Genomic DNA, 18,065 nt, shown 5'->3' on the forward strand with positions numbered 1-18,065 from the left:
CCCCAAGTGCTCGCGAAGGGTCAGCGTACCTTGCCGGGTTCGACGAGTAGCTGCACTTTGTCGAAGGCGTCGACGTCGATCACCTTGCGCCGCGCCTGTTCGGCTTCGTGCAGGCGTTGGCCTTCGCCGGGTTGCAGCACGCCTGCCTCGACGGCGGCGTCGAGGCCCGACTGGCCGGGGCTCGGCCGGACTTTCCCTTCCTTGATGGCCTGGTGCAGTGCCTTGCTTAGCGGCGCTGTATCGTCGAGCAGGTCGCAGGCCCGCTGCAGCGCTGCGACCGGGTCGTCTTCTGCCTGTGGGCGGTAGCAGCCGGCCAGCAGTTCTTCCAGTGCCGGGTCACCCCTGCGCCGGCCAATCAGTTCCGCCACTTCGGCGTCCAGTTCATCACTGGGGCCGGTATGACGACGGCCGAAGGGGAACACCAGCACGCGCAGCGCACAGCCGACGAAGCGGTTGGGAAAGTTGTCGAGCAGGCGGTCCAGTGCGCGCTCCGCTTGGCCCAGGCTTTCTTCCATGGCCCAGCGCAACAAGGGCTGCAGGTGCTCGGGCGAGCCTTGATCGTGATAACGCTTGAGCGCGGCGCTGGCGAGGTACAGGTAGCTCAACACATCACCGAGGCGGGCACTGAGGCGTTCGCGGCGCTTGAGCGCCCCGCCCAGCAACAGCATCGACAGGTCGGCCATCATTGCGAACGCCGCCGCCTGGCGATTGAGGGCGCGGAAGTAGCCCTGGCTCAAAGCATCCCCTGGCACGTGTTCCAGGCGACCCAGCCCGAGGCCGTAGACCAGGGTACTGGCTGCGTTACCGGCAGCGAACATGATGTGCTTCATTAGCAGCTCATCGAACTCGACCAGCGCCTGCTCACGGTCTTCGCGGGCGGCCAGTGCCATTTCCTTGAGCACGAACGGGTGGCAGCGGATCGCGCCCTGGCCAAAGATCATCAGGTTGCGCGAGAGGATGTTGGCCCCCTCGACGGTGATGAAGATCGGCGCACCCTGCCAATTACGCCCCAGGTAGTTGTTCGGGCCCATGATGATGCCCTTGCCGCCGTGCACGTCCATGGCGTGTTGGATGCATTCGCGGCCGCGCTCGGTCAGGTGATATTTGAGGATCGCCGACAGCACCGAAGGCTTTTCACCCAGATCCACCGCTTTGGCGGTCAGCAATCGGGCGCTGTCCATCAGCCAGGCATTGCCGCCAATGCGCGCCAAGGACTCCTGGATGCCTTCGAAGGCTGCCAGCGGTACGTTGAATTGCTCGCGGATATTGGCGTACTGGCCCGTCACCAGGCTGGTGTACTTGGCGGCACCGGTGCCCACTGCTGGCAGCGAGATGGAGCGGCCCACCGACAGGCAGTTCATCAGCATCATCCAGCCCTTGCCGAGCATGGCCTGCCCGCCGATCAGCATGTCCAGCGGGACGAACACGTCCTTGCCACTGTTGGGGCCGTTCATGAAGGCGGCGCCGAGCGGCAGGTGGCGCTTGCCGATCTCCACGCCCGGGGTGTCGGTGGGAATCAACGCCAGGCTGATACCCAAGTCCTCATCGTCGCCCAGCAAGTGCTCCGGGTCGTAGGCCTTGAACGCCAGGCCGAGCAGGGTGGCGACCGGGCCGAGGGTGATGTAGCGTTTTTCCCAGTTCAGGCGCAGCCCGATGACTTCTTCGCCTTGCCATTGGCCTTTGCAGATAATGCCGGTATCCGGCATGGCGCCGGCATCCGAGCCCGCCAGTGGGCCGGTCAGGGCGAAGCAGGGGATCTCGTCGCCGCGTGCCAGGCGCGGCAGGTAGTGGCTGCGTTGTTCATCGGTGCCGTAGTGCAGCAGCAGTTCGGCCGGGCCCAGCGAGTTGGGCACCATCACCGTCGAGGCCAGGTCGCCGCTGCGGGTGGCCAGCTTCATTGCAACCTGCGAGTGGGCGTAGGCCGAGAAGCCCTTGCCGCCGTATTCCTTGGGGATGATCAGGGCGAAGAAGCCCTGCGCTTTGATGTGCGCCCAGGCCTCAGGGGGTAGGTCCATGTCCTGGCCGATCTGCCAGTCGCTGACCATGGCGCACAGTTCTTCAGTGGGGCCATCTATGAAGGCCTGTTCTTCTTCAGTCAGTTTCGGTGCCGGGTAGGCCAGCAAGGTGCGCCAGTCGGGGCGGCCGCTGAACAGTTCGCCATCCCACCAGACGGTGCCGGCGTCGATGGCTTCGCGCTCGGTCTGCGACATGGGCGGCAGGGTACGCTGGAACCACTTGAACACCGGGCCGGTGAACACCTTGCGCCGCCATTGCGGCAGGGCCACAAAGGCGATTTTCACGGCCAGCACGACCCACAGCAGGGCCAGCAGCCAGCCGGGTGCGCTGCTGAAAATACCCATCAGCAGCACGTAGGCCGCCATGATGCCCAGTATCTGCAAGGGCGCCAGGCGCCGGTGCGTGAGGTATGCCGCGCCGATCACCAGTACCACCAACCACAACAGCAACATAATCGGTCCTCCTTGGAACCAAGGGCTTGAGCCGTCCCAGACAGCTTAGACGCAACGCTGTGAACGGCCTGTTCAGAACAGTGACAGGGTGTGGCGGTGGGAGTTTCAGATCATTGTTCGCCTGTGCCGGCCCTTTCGCGGGCAAGCCCGCTTCCACAGGGTTACCCGTGGCTTGAAGGTTGGGGTGCTTCCTGTGAAAGCGGGCGTGCCCGCGAAGAGGCCAGTACAGGCAATAAGACTCTGGAGTAGACTGGACCACCTCCGCATTCATAAGGACGTTGCCATGCTGAAGATCTGGGGCCGCAAGAATTCGAGCAATGTGCGCAAGGCGCTGTGGGTCGCCCACGAGCTGGGCCTTGATTTCGAATCTATCGACGCCGGCGGCGCCTTCGGCGTGGTCAACGAGCCGCATTACCGCGCCCGCAACCCCAACGGCCTGGTGCCGATGCTCGAAGACGGCGACCTGACGCTGTGGGAGTCCAACACCATTGTCCGCTACCTGTGCGCCGAGTACGGCGCCGAGCAGGGCTGGTACCTGGAAGACCCGCGCCAGCGCGCCTTGGCCGACAAGTGGATGGACTGGACCACCTCGTCCTTCGCCACCCCCTTCCGCCCGCTGTTCTGGGGCCTGCTGCGCACGCCGGAAGACCAACGCGACTGGGTCGCGATCAACGCCGCGCACAAACAGTGCGCGCAATTGCTGGCCATCGCCGACGAAACCCTGGCCCAGCAGCCTTACCTGTCCGGTGACCAGATCGGCATGGGCGACATCCCACTGGGTAGCTTCATCTACGCCTGGTTCGAAATGCCCATCGAACGCCCGGCCATGTATCACCTGGAGGCCTGGTACGCGCGCCTGAAGCAGCGCCCGGCCTACCAGGCGGCGGTGATGACCGCGCTGACCTGAACCTGCTTCGATAGTCATTATCAATACATGTGACTGTACTTGTGTGGCCGGGCCTTGCACCATGGCCGCACTCACTGCGCCAGTGACTTTGCCTGGCGTGTCCAGAACCTTTTTTCTCGGTAAATGGCCCGCTATGAGTTCCGCCCTGTCCATTCGACAGCTGACCAAGACCTACGGTAATGGCTTCCAGGCCCTCAAGGGCATCGACCTGGACGTTGCCGAAGGCGACTTCTTCGCCTTGCTCGGCCCCAACGGCGCCGGCAAATCCACCACCATCGGTATTCTTTCGACCCTGGTCAACAAGACCAGCGGCACGGTGAACGTATTCGGCCACGACCTGGACCGCGAGCCTTCGGCGCTCAAGCGCTGCCTGGGCGTGGTGCCGCAAGAGTTCAACTTCAACCAGTTCGAGAAGGTCTTCGACATCGTCGTCACCCAGGCAGGCTACTACGGCATCCCGCCAAAGCTCGCCAAGGAGCGCGCCGAGCAGTACCTGACCCAGCTGGGCCTGTGGGACAAGCGTGATGTGCAGTCGCGCTCGCTGTCCGGCGGCATGAAGCGCCGCCTGATGATCGCCCGGGCACTGATCCACGAGCCGCGCCTGTTGATCCTCGACGAGCCGACTGCCGGCGTGGACATCGAGCTGCGTCGCTCGATGTGGAGCTTCCTCACCGAGCTCAACCAGAAGGGCATCACCATCATCCTCACCACCCACTACCTGGAAGAGGCCGAGCAGCTGTGCCGTAACATCGGCATCATCGACCACGGCACCATCGTCGAGAACACCAGCATGCGCCAGCTGCTGGGCAAGCTGCATGTCGAGACTTTTGTCCTCGACCTCAAGCAGGACCTGCCGTCAGCCCCTGCGTTGCAAGGTTACCCGTGCCGCCTGCTCACCCCGCATACCCTGGAAGTGCAGGTGGACAAAGACATCGGCATCACCGCGCTGTTCGGCCAGCTGGCGCTGCAGAACATCGAGGTGCAAAGCCTGCGCAACAAGACCAATCGACTTGAGGAGCTGTTCGTGTCCCTGGTGGAAAAAAACCTGTCGAAGGTGGCCGTATGAGTGTGGAACTGCGCACCAACTGGGTCGCCCTGAACACCATCGTCTACCGCGAAGTGCGGCGCTTCCTGCGTATCTGGCCGCAGACCCTGCTGCCGCCAGCGATCACCATGGTTTTGTACTTTGTCATCTTCGGTAACCTGATCGGCCGGCAGATCGGCGACATGGGCGGCTTCACCTACATGCAGTACATCGTGCCGGGGCTGATCATGATGTCGGTGATCACCAACTCCTACGGTAACGTGGTGTCGAGCTTCTTCGGTAGCAAGTTCCAGCGCTCCATCGAGGAGCTGATGGTGTCCCCGGTGTCGCCACACACCATTCTCGTGGGGTATGTGTTGGGTGGCGTGCTGCGGGGTTTGGCGGTCGGGGTGATCGTCACCATCCTGTCGATGTTCTTCACCGACCTGCAGGTGCATCACCTGGGTGTGACCGTGGTCGTTGTACTGCTGACGGCCACCATTTTCTCGTTACTGGGCTTCGTCAACGCGGTGTTCGCGCGCAACTTCGACGATATCTCGATCATCCCTACCTTCGTGCTGACGCCGCTGACTTACCTGGGCGGGGTGTTCTACTCGATCAACCTGCTGCCGCCGTTCTGGCAGACCGTGTCACTGGCCAACCCGGTGCTGCACATGGTGAACTCGTTCCGCTACGGCATCCTAGGGGTGTCGGATATCAGTATCGGGACGGCGATCACCTTTATGTTGGTGGCTACCGCAGTGCTGTACACCCTGTGCATCCGCCTGCTGGTCAGCGGCCGCGGCATGCGCGCCTGAGCCTTTGAGTTTGCGCCGGCGCCACTGCCGGCCCACCCACCAACGCCAGTACAGCAAGGTGGTGAAGTAGGCGAGGATGCCCAGCACCACCCCACACACCACCGAGCCGAGCAGGAAGGGTTGCCACAGGGTCGACAGCTGGTCGGTGATCCATTCGAAGGTCAGGTCGTCGGGCAGGGTGCGGGGTGGGATCTGCAGCAGCCAGGCGCCGGTCATGTAGGTAACGAAGAACACCGGAGGCATGGTCAACGGGTTGGTCAGCCACACCAGGCTGACCGCGATCGGCAGGTTGCCGCGCACCGGGATCGCCAGCGCAGCGGCCAGCAGCATCTGCATGGGGATGGGGATAAGCGCCGCGAATAGGCCCACGCCCATGGCCCGGGCCACCGAGTGCCGGTTCAGGTGCCAGAGGTTCGGGTCGTGCAGCAACGTGCCGAAAAAGCGTAAGGACTTGTGTTCCCGAATGCTGGTCGGATCCGGCATGTAGCGTTTGAAAAGTCGGCGCGGCATGTAGGCTCCCGGGGCGTTGATCGGGGCAGTATGCCTTGATTCCTTAACGGCCTCGTTTAGAGTTTGTGACAATTGTTGAGCAAGCTTTGCCGGCATTTGCGCTATGCCTGAGAAGGTCATTTCGCAGCGGAGCTCTACCTCATGCGCACAGGGATGTTTGCGCTCGCGCTCGGGCTGCTCTGCCTGGGCTTTCTCCCCGTATTGCCATCGGTCGGATGGCTACTTCTGCTGTTTGTCGCTGGTGTTGCCAGCCTGTTCACGCGGTGTTGGCCAGTGGGCTGTTTTCTGTTGGGCCTGTGCTGGGCGTGCGGGTCGGCCCAGCGAGCGCTGGATGATCGACTCGCGCCTGAACTGGATGGCCGCACGTTGTGGCTGGAGGGCAAGGTTGTCGGGCTGCCGAGCAGTACCCCGCATGGCGTGCGCTTCGAACTGGAGCAGCCCCACTCAAGGCGTGGCGAACTGCCGCGGCGCTTGCAGCTGAGCTGGTTCAACGGGCCGGCTGTGCGTGCGGGCGAACAGTGGCGGTTGGCTGTGACCCTGCAGCGGCCTGCCGGGCTGCTCAACCCCCATGGGCCTGATCGAGAGGCACAATTGCTGGCTCGGCGGGTGGGGGCTACCGGCACGGTCAAGGCCGGGCAGGTATTGAGCGCTGTCGCGGGCAGCTGGCGAGACGAACTGCGGCAACGGTTGTTGGCGGTCGAGGCCAATGGCCGGCAAGCGGCGTTGGTGGCCTTGGTGCTGGGCGACGGTGCGGGCCTGGCCCGCGAGGACTGGCAGACGCTGCAGGCCACAGGCACGGTGCACCTGCTGGTGATTTCCGGGCAGCACATCGGCCTGGTGGCAGGTTTGCTCTATGGCCTAGTCGCCGGGCTGGCACGCTGGGGCCTATGGCCCGCACGGCTGCCCTGGCTGCCTTCGGCCTGCGGCCTGGCGATGACCGCAGCGCTGGCCTACGGCTGGCTTGCCGGTGGCGGTGTGCCGGTGCAGCGGGCCTGCCTGATGCTGGCGGTAGTGTTGCTTTGGCGTCTGCGCTTTCGTCACCTTGGCGCGACGCTGCCATTGTTGCTGGCGCTGGTCGCGGTGCTGTTGTTCGAACCCTTGGCGGCGCTGTTGCCGGGGTTCTGGCTGTCGTTTGCCGCCGTGGCGACCTTGATCTACTGCTTCAGTGCCCGCTTGGGCGGCTGGCGGCCCTGGCAGGCCTGGACGCGTGCGCAGTGGGTGATCGCCATCGGCTTGCTGCCGGTGCTGCTGGCCACTGGCTTGCCAGTGAGCCTGAGTGCGCCCCTGGCCAACTTGCTGGCGGTGCCGTGGGTCAGCCTTGCAGTGTTGCCATTGGCTTTGCTGGGCACGCTGCTGTTGCCCGTGGTGGGTGTCGGCGAAGCGTTGCTGTGGCTCGCCGGGGGCTTGCTGGAGGTGCTGTTCAGCGTTTTGGCCCTGGCCGCGAGCTGGCGCCCGGCGTGGGTGCCGCCGGCCTTGCCGCTTTGGGCTTGGTTAGTGGTGTGCCTGGGGGCGTTGCTGGTGCTGCTACCCCGTGGCGTGCCCTTGCGGGGGTTGGGCGGGCTCATGCTGCTGGCGTTATGGGTGCCCCGCGAGTCGGTGCCCTTGGGGCAGGTAGAAGTCTGGCAGTTGGACGTCGGCCAGGGGCTCGCGGTGCTGCTGCGTACCCGCCATCACAGCCTGCTCTACGATGCGGGGCCAGCAAAAGGGGAGTACGACGCGGGGGAGCGGGTGGTGCTGCCGACCCTGCGCAAGCTGGGCGTAAGCCACTTGGATGCGATGCTGATCAGCCACGCCCATGCCGACCATGCCGGGGGCGCGCTGGCCATTGCGCAGGGCATCCCGGTCACGCGGGTGCTCGGCGGCGAGGGGCTGGAGGGCCTTGGGCTGCAGCCGTGTGTCACGGGTGAGCAGTGGGAGTGGGATGGCGTGCGTTTTTCCCTGTGGCATTGGGCTGAAGGGCAGAGCAGCAACGACCGCTCATGCGTGCTGCTGGTCGAGGCGCAAGGGGAGCGCTTGCTGTTGGCAGGCGATTTGGAAGCCGCTGCCGAACGGGCCTGGCTGGCATCCACTGAAACACCCCGTATCGATTGGCTGCAGTCCCCGCACCATGGCAGCCGCAGTTCATCCACCGAGGCATTCATCCGCGCCACGGCGCCACGTGGGGTGCTGATTTCGCGGGGGCGCAACAATGGTTTTGGGCATCCGCATGCCCAGGTGCTTGAGCGCTATCGGCGGCATGGGCTGGCGATTCATGATACAGCGGTGGAGGGCGCGTTGCGCTTGGTGCTGGGGGGGCAGGGTGACGTTGAGGGTGTACGGGCGCAGCGGCGCTTCTGGCGTGAAGCGGGCAGTGGCTGATCGGGCCCTTTCGCGGGCAATCCCACAGGTGCAGCACTCCTTTCAGGTTTGGTGCTGTATCTGGACTGCCCCCAAGGTGGCAACTGGGTCCGGCCAATTCCCTGACCTTCGGCAGATGAGCCCCCGGCGGTCCTATGGTAGAGTGGCGGCCTTTTTCCGAAGGGGCGTTTACTGTGTGGGAATTGGTCAAGTCCGGTGGTTGGATGATGCTGCCGATCATTCTGAGTTCCATCGTTGCCATGGCTATCGTCGTCGAGCGCCTGTGGACCCTGCGCGCCAGTCGCGTGACCCCGCCACACCTGCTGGGCCAGGTCTGGATGTGGATCAAGGACAAGCAACTCACCAGTGACAAGCTCAAGGCCCTGCGCGCCGATTCGCCGCTGGGCGAAATCCTTGCCGCAGGCCTTGCCAACTCGCGCCATGGCCGCGAAATCATGAAAGAGTGCATCGAGGAGGCCGCATCGCGCGTCATCCACGAGCTGGAGCGCTATATCAGCACTCTTGGCACCATTGCCGCGATGGCCCCGTTGCTGGGCCTGCTGGGCACCGTGCTGGGCATGATCGACATTTTCAGCGCCTTCATGGGCTCGCAGATGACTGCCAACGCTGCCGTATTGGCCGGGGGTATTTCCAAGGCCCTGGTCACCACCGCAGCGGGCTTGATGGTCGGTATCCCGGCGGTGTTCTTCCACCGTTTCCTGCTGCGTCGCATCGATGAGCTGGTGGTTGGCATGGAACAAGAGGCGATCAAGCTGGTGGAAGTGATCCAGGGCGACCGTGAAGTCGAAGTGGCCGGAGGCAAGGCGTGAAGTTTCGGCGCAACCGCCAGCGGGAAAACGTCGACATCAACCTGGCGTCGCTGATCGACGTGGTGTTCGTCCTGTTGCTGTTCTTCGTGGTCACCACCACCTTCACCCGCGAGACGCAACTGCGCGTCGAACTGCCCGAGGCCGCCAGCGCCGAGAAGCCGCCTGCCGATGAGCGCAAACTGGTGGAAGTCACCATCAGCGCCGAGGGCGTGTATTCGGTCAACAACAACCTGCTGCCCAAAAGCGACCTGGCCACCTTGAGCGAGGCCATCGAGCGTGAGTCGGGCGGTGATCACACGTTACCGCTGGCGATCAGCGCTGACGGCAAGACACCGCACCAGGCCGTGGTGACCGCGATGGATGCGGCCGGCAAGCTCGGTTTCAGCCAGTTGCGCATGACCACCGTCGAGGCGGCCCAGGGGACGCCTTGATGGCCTTTGCCGACCGTTTGCTCGCCGCCTGGTACGCCGGGCACCCGGCCCTGGCGCTGCTGCGCCCGCTTGAAGCCCTGTACCGACGCGTGGTGACGCGCAAGCGTGCGCGGTTTCTCAGCGGCGAAAGCGCCAGCTACCGCGCGCCGGTGCCGGTGATCGTGGTGGGCAACATTACCGTGGGTGGCACTGGCAAGACGCCGATGATCCTCTGGCTGATCGAGCATTGCCGCCGGCAGGGGCTCAAGGTCGGTGTGGTCAGCCGCGGTTATGGCGCCAAGCCAGCTCACCTGCCTTGGCACGTTGAGGCCGACCAGCGTGCCGACCAGGCTGGTGACGAGCCGCTGTTGATCGTCCAGCGCACGGGCGTACCGCTGATGATCGACCCCGACCGCTCGCGTGCGGTGCAGGCGCTGCTGGCCAGTGAGCCGCTTGACCTGGTTTTGTGCGATGACGGCATGCAGCACTACCGCCTGGCGCGAGACTTGGAGCTGGTGCTGATCGACGCCGCCCGTGGCCTGGGCAATGGCCGCTGCCTGCCCGCGGGGCCGCTGCGCGAGCCGGCCGAGCGCCTGCAAGAAGCCGACGCGGTGCTGTTCAACGGTGCCAGCGCCGACTCACCCGCGGGCTTTGCCTTCAGCTTGCAGCCCTCGGCACTGGTCAACGTGCGCAGCGGTGAGCGACGTGGCCTCGATCTGCTCCCGCCTGGCCAGCGCCTGCATGCGGTGGCGGGCATCGGTAACCCGCAACGTTTCTTCAATACCCTGCAAGGGCTAAACTGGCAGCCAGTGCCGCACCCGTTCGCCGACCACGCGCAGTTCAGCGCCGAGCGCCTGTCGTTCACGCCGCCGTTGCCGTTGGTGATGACCGAGAAAGATGCGGTCAAATGCCGTGCCTTCGCCGCTGACGACTGGTGGTACCTGGCCGTCGAGGCGCAGCCGTCGCCTGCCTTCAGCGCCTGGTTCGACAGCCAGTTGCAGCGCCTGCTGCCTGGGCACCCAACGCCCTGAGCCCCTTTTCAATTTCCGGCCACCTGGCCTCAAGGAAGCTTCCATGGACACCAAACTGCTCGATATCCTGGCCTGCCCGATCACCAAGGGCCCGCTCAAGCTCAGCGCCGACAAGACCGAGCTGATCAGCAAGGGCGCGGGCCTGGCTTACCCGATTCGCGACGGCATCCCGGTGATGCTGGAAAGCGAAGCGCGTACCTTGACCGACGATGAGCGCCTGGACAAATGAGCCTGGACTACACGGTAGTGATCCCCGCCCGCCTGCGCTCTTCGCGCCTGCCGGGCAAGCCGCTGGCGCTGATCGCCGGTAAGCCGATGGTCCAGCACGTGTGGGAACAGGCGCGCAAGAGCGCGGCCAGCCGTGTGGTCATCGCCACGGATGACGCCAGCATCGTCGAGGCCTGCCAGGCATTTGGCGCCGAAGTGCTGCTGACTCGCGCCGACCATGAATCCGGTACCGACCGCCTGGCCGAAGTGGCGGCACACCTCGGGCTGCCCGCCGACGCCATCGTGGTCAACGTGCAGGGCGACGAGCCGCTGATTCCGCCGGTCATCATCGACCAGGTGGCGGCCAACCTGGCGGCCCACCCGGAAGCCGGTATCGCCACCTTGGCCGAGCCGATCCACGAGCCACAGGTGGTGTTCAACCCTAATGCGGTCAAGGTGGTCTGCGACAAGAACGGCCTGGCCCTGAGCTTCAGCCGTGCGCCGCTGCCCTGGGCGCGTGATGCCTTCGCCGCCAACCGCGAGCAACTGCCGGAAGGCGTGCCTTATCGTCGCCACATCGGCATGTATGCCTACCGCGTGGGCTTCCTTCAGGACTTCGTCGGTTGGGGGCCGTGCTGGCTCGAGCAAACCGAAGCCTTGGAGCAATTGCGTGCCTTGTGGCATGGCGTGCGCATTCATGTCGAAGACGCCCTCGAGGCACCCGCGGTGGGTGTCGATACCCCTGAAGACCTGGAGCGCGTACGGCGCTTGCTGGAGGCTTGATGCGCGTCCTGTTCGTTTGCCTGGGCAACATCTGTCGCTCGCCTACCGCCGAAGGCGTGCTGCGCCATCAGTTGCAGGCCGCGGGGCTTGCCGAGCAGGTGCACGTGGCGTCCGCCGGTACCGGTGACTGGCATGTCGGCAAGGCGCCCGACAGCCGCACCTGCAAGGCCGCCCTGGCGCGGGGCTACGACCTTTCGCAGCAGCGCGCCCAGCAGGTCAATGTGGCCCACTTTGCCGAGTACGACCTGATCCTGGCCATGGACGAGAGCAACTTGAGCCATTTGCGTGCCCTGCGCCCGCAATCTGCGCCCGGCGAGCTCGACCTGTTCCTGCGCCGCTATGGCGCGAAGCTGGATGAAGTGCCAGACCCGTACTACGGCGGCGCGGAGGGTTTCGAGCAAGTCCTGGACCTGATCGAGGAAGCGTGTGAAGCGTTGGTCGTGGAAATCAAGGGGCGGTTATGACAGCGCTGTGGCAGGAGCACGTTTCGCTCAAGCCTTACAACACCTTTGGCATTGACGTCAGGGCCCGGCATTTCAGCCAGGTGCATGACGATGACGAGGTGCGTGAGGCGCTGGCCGAGGCGCACCGTCGTGGCGTGCCGGTGCTGGTCCTTGGCGGTGGCAGCAACCTGCTGTTGACCGGTGATGTCAACGCGTTGGTGCTGCACATGGCCAGCCGTGGCCGCCGCGTGCTCAGCGATGACGGTGAGCACGTTGTGGTCGAAGCCGAGGCGGGCGAGCCCTGGCACCCGTTCGTGCAGTGGACGCTGGCACACGGTTTTTGCGGGCTGGAGAACCTCAGCCTGATCCCGGGCACGGTGGGCGCTGCGCCCATGCAGAACGTGGGCGCCTATGGCGTCGAGATCAAGAACGTGTTCGCCGGCTTGACCGCGCTGGACCGCCAGACCGGCGAGCTGCGTGACTTTGGGCTGGAAGAATGCGCCTTTGGCTACCGCGACAGCCTGTTCAAGCGTAACCCTGGGCGCTGGCTGATCTTGCGCGTGCGCTTCAAGCTGACCCATACACTGCAAGCCCACCTGGACTATGGCCCCGTGCGTCAGCGCTTGGTGGAGCGGGGCGTAGTGCAGCCGAGTGCGCAGGCGATCAGTGATGCCATCTGTAGCATTCGCCGCGAGAAGTTGCCGGACCCAGCCGAGTTGGGCAATGCCGGGAGCTTTTTCAAGAACCCAGTGGTGTCTGCCGCGCTTGTCGAGCGTATACGGGGGCAGTTCCCGGGTGTCGTGGCTTATCTTCAGGCCGATGGCCAGATGAAGCTGGCGGCAGGGTGGTTGATCGAGCAGGCGGGTTGGAAGGGCTATCGCGATGGCGATGCCGGCGTGCATCGGTTGCAGTCGTTGGTGCTGGTCAATTATGGCCAGGCGAGCGGGGCGCAGCTACATGACCTGGCGCGGCGGATTCAGGCAGATATCCACGAACGATTCGGGGTTGAGCTGGAGATGGAGCCTAACCTGTACTGAGGCGTGCTGTAGATACAAGGAGCAGCCTTGCGCTGCTCCAACAGAATGGGGGCCGTCCAGAATCAGGTGCTTGATATTTTAAACACCCCCAGCCTATGTTGTTGCCAGCCTATAACAACAAGGACAAGCGTCATGACCACCCCAGGCCCGAGCACCCTCGCCGAGCACCTCCAGGGCATCGATGAAATCGAATGCGTCACCCCCGACCTCAATGGTGTACCGCGCGGCAAGGTGATGACCGCCGAGGGCTTCCTCGAAGGCCGGCGCCTGCAGATGGCCCGCGGTGTACTGCTGCAATGCATCATGGGTGGCTACCCGCCGGCTAAGTTCTACGGCAGTGATGATGGCGACCTGGCGCTGGTGGCCGAGCCCGCTCACATTCACCGCCTGCCCTGGAGCGAAGACGGCCGGGCCTTGGCAATCTGCGATGCCAACGAACTGGATGGCACGTCTTCAGCGTTGTCCACCCGTGGTCAGCTCAAGGCGGTCATCGCTCGCTATGCGGCGTTGGGCCTGGCGCCGGTGGTGGCGACAGAGCTCGAGTTCTTTGTTTTCGCGCCTAACACCGACCCTCAGCAGCCGTTCTTGCCGCCACTGGGCAAGGATGGCCGCCGGGAGCTAGGCCATTCGGCGTTCAGTGTCAGCTCCAACAATGGCCTGCGGCCGTTCTTCAATGAGGTCTACCGCTGCATGGCGGCGCTTGGCCTGCCGCGTGACACCTTCATGCACGAGATGGGCATCAGCCAGTTCGAGGTCAACCTCTTGCACGGTGACCCACTGCTGCTGGCCGACCAGACGTTCCTGTTCAAACATCTGCTCAAGGAAGTGGCGCTCAAGCATGGGCTGACCGTGGTGTGCATGGCCAAGCCCTTGGCGCATACGCCGGGCAGTTCCATGCACATCCACCAGAGCCTGGTGGACATCGACAGCGGCCGAAATGTGTTCAGCGATGACCAGGGGCAGCCGACCGAGACCTTCTACCACTTCATCGGCGGCCAGCAGGCGTGCATGGCCGACTTCACCGCGCTGTTCGCGCCCAACGTCAATTCGTATCAGCGGCTTTGTCACCCCTACGCCTCGCCCAACAATGCCTGTTGGTCCGAGGACAACCGCGCCGCAGGGCTGCGCATCCCGGCCAGTGCGCCGGTGGCCCGGCGTGTCGAGAACCGCCTGCCGGGCGCCGACGCCAACCCTTACCTGGCCATCGCCGCCAGCCTGGCTGCCGGGCTGCATGGCATCGAGCAACGCCTGCAGCCGGCCCCGGCGATTCAGGGTGAGTTCGCTGTGCCAGAGCACCTGAGCCTGCCATGCACACTGCACGCTGCACTGGAACGGCTCAAGCGCAGTGCACTGGCGCGGGAACTGTTCGGGGCTGAGTTCATCGAAGGCTACGTCGCCACCAAGACCCTGGAACTGAGCGATTTCTACGACGAGATCACACCCTGGGAGCGGCGTGTGTTGGCGGCACAGGCCTGATCGCGACACAACCACTACTGGACGCGTCCCCTGTTGGCTATTTCGCCGGCAGGGGACTGCGCCGCGGCAAAATTGCTTTTATGCTAGCCAGCAAGCCAACGCCACCTGACCAGGGAGCCCGACGGGACGTATGCGAAACATCTGGAAGCCGTTTCAGTCGCTGTATTTCGCTGCCTTGATGATGCTTATCGGCTCGGGCTTGCTCAGTACCTACCTGGCACTGCGCCTGGCAGCCGATCATGTCGACAGCTTGTGGGTCGGTGCGTTGATGGCCGCCAACTACTTTGGCCTGGCCGTGGGCGGCAAGGTCGGCCACCGGCTGATCGGCCGGGTAGGGCACATCCGCGCCTATGCGACCTGCGCCGGCATCGTCTGTGCCGCGGTGCTTGGCCATGGCATGACCAACTGGCTACCGGCCTGGGTCGGGCTGCGGATGGTGGTCGGCTTGGGGATGATGTGCCAGTACATGGTCATCGAGAGCTGGCTCAACGAACAAGCCGACGCCAAGCACCGGGGTGCGGTGTTCAGTGGCTACATGATCGCCTCCTACCTCGGGTTGGTACTCGGCCAGCTGATCCTGGTGGTGCACCCTGAACTCGGCCCTGAGTTGCTGATGCTGGTCGCCATGTGCTTTGCCCTGTGCCTGGTGCCGGTGGCAATGACCCGGCGCATCCACCCGGCGCCTTTGCGGCCGGCGCCGATGGAGCCGAAGTTTTTCATCAAGCGCGTGCCGCAGTCACTCAGTACGGTACTGGGCTCGGGCTTGATCGTCGGTTCGTTCTACGGCCTGGCGCCGCTGTACGCCTCCAGCCAGGGGTTGAGCACCGAGCAGATCGGTCTGTTCATGGGTAGCTGCATCTTTGCCGGGCTGGTGGTGCAGTGGCCATTGGGCTGGTTGTCCGATCGCTACGACCGCGCGGTGCTGATCCGCAGTGCTGCGGTGGGGCTGGCGCTGGCCTCTGCGCCGTTGGCAATCTTGCCCAGCGTGCCGCTGGAGCTGCTGTTCGGCATCGGCTTTGTCATCTCGTTGCTGCAGTTTTGCCTGTATCCGTTGGCGGTGGCGTTTTCCAATGACCATGTGGAGAGCGAGCGCCGCGTCTCGCTGACGGCCATGCTGCTGGTCACCTATGGTGTGGGTGCCTGTATCGGGCCGCTGGCAGCGGGGGTCTTGATGAAGGTGCTGGGCGCGCAGATGCTCTATGCCTTCTTTGTGTTCTTCGCGCTGGTGCTGGTGTGGCGCATTCGGCCGAAAGCGGTCACCGGGCTGCACCAGGTGCAGGACGCTCCGTTGGGTCACGTGGCGATGCCGGCGGCCGGCTCGCCGTTGTCGGCGGCGCTCGACCCGCGGGTCGATGAGCAGACCGTGCAGGATGTGATGCAGACGCCGGTGGCGGCCGAGGATACCGAAGAAGAGCAGGCGGCGAGTGAGCGTGGGGTCAAGCCTGAGGTCGAGGTCGACAGGTCGGTGTGATGCGGTGTGGGCACCGATGAAGGGGGCGCTGCTCGCTTCATCGGTGGGCCACGCGGCAGTCATTCAACCTTGATGCCGTGCAGGTGGAATCTCAGTATGTCGCCCGCTTTGTTGCCCGCGTGCAGGAACCAGTGACGTAGGGGTGGCCTATTTCTCGAATACCTGGATTCAACCTGCGCGACTCTGTGGCCCTTTTCGTCGCGCAGGTAGAACTCGACATTCTCGGCGCTCTCCAGGTCGCCATCCCAGGGGCCGAGCAATTCCATTTTCCACGTGTCCTGCAGGGCAGGCAGCCGGGCCAGCAGGCTGGGTGGGAAAATACAGTTGGCAAGATCATCCCCCCACGCATACCCATACAAGCCCAGCCAGCCATTTGAGTTCTGCTCAAGCCGCCCGCTGAGAAACTTCACGCCAGTCGTGCAGTTGATCTTGTAATGAAGACGGTTATTCGCTGCCTCGATGAAGGTAAAGGTGAATTCGATCGGCCTGAAGCTGACGGAGTCGCCTCGCTTGTAATCGGTGCACAGCCAGCCGTCTTGGTCAGCGGAAAAAAACGGGTGGGCCCATAAAGGCGTATCGACCACCCCGACCTGGCCATATTGACAATGCAGCGCGGCGGTGAATGTAGAACGAATCATAGTGTCCCGGCTCCTGAAAGCGCCTGAAGTCGGCGCGGCGTAAGCCACACTATGCAGTTGCTCAAACAACGGTAACTGGGAATCCCTTCTGGTTAGTACGATGGGGCGTCAAGCAGGTTTGACGTTACGAAGGCAGAACCTCAAGATTTCGCCGTCCTTGGTGCCAGCGTGTAGGTACCAGTGTTCGTACGTTCTTGGCTGCTTTTCCAATGCCCAGCGTGGTGCGCTCGTATCTACATGGTGGCTATCCACCAGTGCGATTCTGTAACCATGCCGGTTTCGCAGATAAAATTCGACCTCTTCGACGCTTTCGATATCTCCGTCCCAAGGCTGCAGGAGCTCGAACTTCCACTCTGGCTGTGACTGAGGGAACAAGTTGGCGGGGTTCAATGCATTCCAGATTCTGCCTGCGACACTCATGCCGTATAAGCACAACCAACCGCTGTTATCCTGTGCCAGTCGTGCACCGGCATAGTCAAAGGTGTCTGAGCAGTTGATGTGGTAATGAATGCGGTCGCCTCTCTGCTCGATGAATGTGAAGTCGAAGACGACGGGGGTCAGGTAAGCGGTGTCGGCTTGCTTTTCATCTGGGCACAGCCACCCTTGCGACAACGGTGAGAATGGACTGTCATAATACCCTGTTGCCGCAACCCCCACTCGGCCATGTTGGCAATGCAGTTCGGCAGTAAAGTTTGAGTGAATCATCAGTGTCTCGCTCTTGGTCGTGCCTAATGTCAGGCACAAGACACGTTAAGCAGTCGGCGGTTCGCTGATAATGGGGAAACAGTCCTGGGCCGGCGGCCTGTCTCTGTAACTCGAATGCACAGGCTTAGCACACATGAAAACGCCACCCGCAGGGTGGCGTTTTTCTACTGGACGGCGAAATCAATAATCGTCTTTATCGAACCGTCGCGCTTCGCGCTGCAGCTGGTAGACGAAACTCTCGATCTTGCGCTGCGCCTGGCCGCTGAGGTTATGGAAGCGCACGCCCGCGAAGGTGGTGTTGATACGCTCCTCGAAGTGCAGGTGGCGCAGTTCGACCATGGTGTCGACCAGGCCCAGCGGGTTGCCAGCCTTGAAACGCTCGTACACCTGGCCCAGTTGCAGGCGATCCTCGACGTTGCCGTCGAAACGCAATTTGCAGCCGGTAGCGGAGATGTCCAGCAGTTTGCCGCGCAGGGCGCCATTGCCTTTGAGGTGGGTGCCGTCGAGGATGATGTCGACCAGCTGCGACAGCTTCAGCGCAGCACGGAAGGCGTTGCGGCGCTGATGGTAGGTCATTTCTTCAGGCATCGCGCCGCGGTAGCAGCGATGGCCGTCGACTTCACTGATGGTCAGTGGGGCATTGCATTCCCAGGCGATGCGCACGCCATCGTGGAAGCCCTCGACGCGGAAGGGTTCGCCGTTCTCGATGAATTTTTCGCCGTCGCGGGGGATCATCTCGTCCAGTGCCAGGGTATTGCTGTCGCGGTCGACATGCACCACGTAGCTCTGGAAGCGCTGGCTGCGATCAGGGAAGGTGATGATCAGGGGGTCATGGCTTTCTTGCAGCTGTCGCAGGTTGGCCGCGATCTCCAAAGGCGTACTGAGCACCTTTGGCGGCTGCGGGGCATCGGCTTCATTGAACACGGCTAATCACTCTCCAGGCAAAAACGACACACGCAAGTAACGGCAT

Annotated in this window: 18 protein-coding genes; 13 read left to right on the forward strand and 5 right to left on the reverse strand. The window is 63.6% G+C overall.

Annotation, left to right across the window (positions count from 1 at the left end; translation table 11 throughout):
- Positions 1–20: 20 nt before the first annotated feature.
- The gene (locus tag HU764_RS05625) at positions 21–2,468 is read right to left on the reverse strand and encodes an acyl-CoA dehydrogenase (RefSeq protein WP_186679587.1); all 2,448 of its coding nucleotides are present in this window, start codon (positions 2,466–2,468) and stop codon (positions 21–23) included.
- 283 nt (positions 2,469–2,751) lie between these two features.
- On the opposite strand from HU764_RS05625, the gene HU764_RS05630 reads away from it, so the two are divergent.
- The 3 genes from HU764_RS05630 (at position 2,752) to HU764_RS05640 (ending at position 5,217) form a co-directional block, all read left to right on the forward strand.
- The gene (locus HU764_RS05630; protein WP_186679588.1) at positions 2,752–3,375 is read left to right on the forward strand and encodes a glutathione S-transferase; all 624 of its coding nucleotides are present in this window, start codon (positions 2,752–2,754) and stop codon (positions 3,373–3,375) included.
- A 133-nt stretch (positions 3,376–3,508) separates the two neighbouring features.
- Positions 3,509–4,441 (forward strand): ABC transporter ATP-binding protein, encoded by a 933-nt coding sequence (locus HU764_RS05635; protein ID WP_186703681.1) that lies wholly within the window; start codon positions 3,509–3,511, stop codon positions 4,439–4,441.
- Positions 4,438–5,217, forward strand: a complete 780-nt coding sequence (locus HU764_RS05640; protein ID WP_016500910.1) for an ABC transporter permease — start codon at positions 4,438–4,440, stop codon at positions 5,215–5,217. Before HU764_RS05635 ends, HU764_RS05640 begins: the two co-directional genes overlap by 4 nt.
- Here the strand turns inward: HU764_RS05640 and HU764_RS05645 are convergent.
- A complete protein-coding gene (locus HU764_RS05645) occupies positions 5,101–5,727 on the reverse strand; it encodes a DUF2062 domain-containing protein (protein ID WP_157767026.1) in 627 nt (208 codons plus the stop codon). The genes HU764_RS05640 and HU764_RS05645 overlap by 117 nt on opposite strands.
- 141 nt (positions 5,728–5,868) lie before the next feature.
- Between HU764_RS05645 and HU764_RS05650 the strand changes: the two genes are divergently transcribed.
- The 10 genes from HU764_RS05650 to HU764_RS05695 all read left to right on the forward strand — a co-directional run bounded on the left by HU764_RS05650 (position 5,869) and on the right by HU764_RS05695 (position 15,752).
- Positions 5,869–8,085, forward strand: a complete 2,217-nt coding sequence (locus HU764_RS05650; protein WP_186703682.1) for a DNA internalization-related competence protein ComEC/Rec2 — start codon at positions 5,869–5,871, stop codon at positions 8,083–8,085.
- A 173-nt stretch (positions 8,086–8,258) separates the two neighbouring features.
- Positions 8,259–8,894, forward strand: a complete 636-nt coding sequence (locus HU764_RS05655) for a MotA/TolQ/ExbB proton channel family protein (RefSeq protein ID WP_003247132.1) — start codon at positions 8,259–8,261, stop codon at positions 8,892–8,894.
- Positions 8,891–9,325 (forward strand): ExbD/TolR family protein, encoded by a 435-nt coding sequence (locus tag HU764_RS05660; RefSeq protein ID WP_186679592.1) that lies wholly within the window; start codon positions 8,891–8,893, stop codon positions 9,323–9,325. The genes HU764_RS05655 and HU764_RS05660 overlap by 4 nt, the downstream gene beginning before the upstream one ends.
- Positions 9,325–10,335 carry a tetraacyldisaccharide 4'-kinase gene (gene lpxK / locus HU764_RS05665; RefSeq protein WP_186703683.1) on the forward strand — a complete coding sequence of 337 codons (1,011 nt, stop codon included), beginning with the start codon at positions 9,325–9,327 and terminating at the stop codon, positions 10,333–10,335. The genes HU764_RS05660 and lpxK overlap by 1 nt, the downstream gene beginning before the upstream one ends.
- Before the next feature lie 43 nt (positions 10,336–10,378).
- Entirely contained in the window at positions 10,379–10,564 is a 186-nt protein-coding gene (locus tag HU764_RS05670) for a Trm112 family protein (protein WP_003247142.1), read from the forward strand.
- Complete coding sequence (gene kdsB, locus HU764_RS05675) at positions 10,561–11,325, forward strand: 3-deoxy-manno-octulosonate cytidylyltransferase (protein ID WP_099453299.1); 765 nt, start codon at positions 10,561–10,563, stop codon at positions 11,323–11,325. The genes HU764_RS05670 and kdsB overlap by 4 nt, the downstream gene beginning before the upstream one ends.
- Entirely contained in the window at positions 11,325–11,789 is a 465-nt protein-coding gene (locus HU764_RS05680) for a low molecular weight protein-tyrosine-phosphatase (RefSeq protein WP_099453300.1), read from the forward strand. The genes kdsB and HU764_RS05680 overlap by 1 nt, the downstream gene beginning before the upstream one ends.
- Complete coding sequence (murB, locus tag HU764_RS05685; RefSeq protein ID WP_186703684.1) at positions 11,786–12,805, forward strand: UDP-N-acetylmuramate dehydrogenase; 1,020 nt, start codon at positions 11,786–11,788, stop codon at positions 12,803–12,805. Before HU764_RS05680 ends, murB begins: the two co-directional genes overlap by 4 nt.
- A gap of 234 nt (positions 12,806–13,039) precedes the next feature.
- Positions 13,040–14,281: a glutamine synthetase family protein gene (locus HU764_RS05690; RefSeq protein WP_186703706.1), complete on the forward strand. Its 1,242-nt coding sequence runs from the start codon at positions 13,040–13,042 to the stop codon at positions 14,279–14,281.
- Between the two features lie 130 nt (positions 14,282–14,411).
- Positions 14,412–15,752 carry an MFS transporter gene (locus HU764_RS05695; protein WP_027593061.1) on the forward strand — a complete coding sequence of 447 codons (1,341 nt, stop codon included), beginning with the start codon at positions 14,412–14,414 and terminating at the stop codon, positions 15,750–15,752.
- Between the two features lie 59 nt (positions 15,753–15,811).
- Here the strand turns inward: HU764_RS05695 and HU764_RS05700 are convergent, their stop codons facing one another.
- The 3 genes from HU764_RS05700 to HU764_RS05710 all read right to left on the reverse strand — a co-directional run bounded on the left by HU764_RS05700 (position 15,812) and on the right by HU764_RS05710 (position 18,019).
- On the reverse strand, positions 15,812–16,390 hold the full coding sequence (locus HU764_RS05700; RefSeq protein ID WP_186679608.1) for a hypothetical protein: 579 nt from the start codon (positions 16,388–16,390) through the stop codon (positions 15,812–15,814).
- 108 nt (positions 16,391–16,498) lie between these two features.
- Complete coding sequence (locus HU764_RS05705; protein WP_186679611.1) at positions 16,499–17,095, reverse strand: hypothetical protein; 597 nt, start codon at positions 17,093–17,095, stop codon at positions 16,499–16,501.
- Positions 17,096–17,275: 180 nt separating this feature from the next.
- Positions 17,276–18,019, reverse strand: coding sequence for a flagellar brake protein (locus tag HU764_RS05710; RefSeq protein WP_099454954.1), 744 nt, complete (start codon positions 18,017–18,019; stop codon positions 17,276–17,278).
- Positions 18,020–18,065: the final 46 nt, after the last annotated feature.

Source organism: Pseudomonas kermanshahensis, assembly GCF_014269205.2.
Lineage (GTDB): Bacteria > Pseudomonadota > Gammaproteobacteria > Pseudomonadales > Pseudomonadaceae > Aquipseudomonas > Aquipseudomonas kermanshahensis.

Bases quoted from the DNA above. Each gene is read 5' to 3' on its own strand.
- HU764_RS05625 (WP_186679587.1), bottom strand. From the start codon at position 2,468: ATGTTGCTGTTGTGGTTGGTGGTACTGGTGATCGGCGCGGCATACCTC.
- HU764_RS05630 (WP_186679588.1), top strand. From the start codon at position 2,752: ATGCTGAAGATCTGGGGCCGCAAGAATTCGAGCAATGTGCGCAAGGCG.
- HU764_RS05635 (WP_186703681.1), top strand. From the start codon at position 3,509: ATGAGTTCCGCCCTGTCCATTCGACAGCTGACCAAGACCTACGGTAAT.
- HU764_RS05640 (WP_016500910.1), top strand. From the start codon at position 4,438: ATGAGTGTGGAACTGCGCACCAACTGGGTCGCCCTGAACACCATCGTC.
- HU764_RS05645 (WP_157767026.1), bottom strand. From the start codon at position 5,727: ATGCCGCGCCGACTTTTCAAACGCTACATGCCGGATCCGACCAGCATT.
- HU764_RS05650 (WP_186703682.1), top strand. From the start codon at position 5,869: ATGCGCACAGGGATGTTTGCGCTCGCGCTCGGGCTGCTCTGCCTGGGC.
- lpxK (WP_186703683.1), top strand. From the start codon at position 9,325: ATGGCCTTTGCCGACCGTTTGCTCGCCGCCTGGTACGCCGGGCACCCG.
- HU764_RS05670 (WP_003247142.1), top strand. From the start codon at position 10,379: ATGGACACCAAACTGCTCGATATCCTGGCCTGCCCGATCACCAAGGGC.
- kdsB (WP_099453299.1), top strand. From the start codon at position 10,561: ATGAGCCTGGACTACACGGTAGTGATCCCCGCCCGCCTGCGCTCTTCG.
- HU764_RS05680 (WP_099453300.1), top strand. From the start codon at position 11,325: ATGCGCGTCCTGTTCGTTTGCCTGGGCAACATCTGTCGCTCGCCTACC.
- murB (WP_186703684.1), top strand. From the start codon at position 11,786: ATGACAGCGCTGTGGCAGGAGCACGTTTCGCTCAAGCCTTACAACACC.
- HU764_RS05690 (WP_186703706.1), top strand. From the start codon at position 13,040: ATGACCGCCGAGGGCTTCCTCGAAGGCCGGCGCCTGCAGATGGCCCGC.
- HU764_RS05695 (WP_027593061.1), top strand. From the start codon at position 14,412: ATGCGAAACATCTGGAAGCCGTTTCAGTCGCTGTATTTCGCTGCCTTG.
- HU764_RS05700 (WP_186679608.1), bottom strand. From the start codon at position 16,390: ATGATTCGTTCTACATTCACCGCCGCGCTGCATTGTCAATATGGCCAG.
- HU764_RS05705 (WP_186679611.1), bottom strand. From the start codon at position 17,095: ATGATTCACTCAAACTTTACTGCCGAACTGCATTGCCAACATGGCCGA.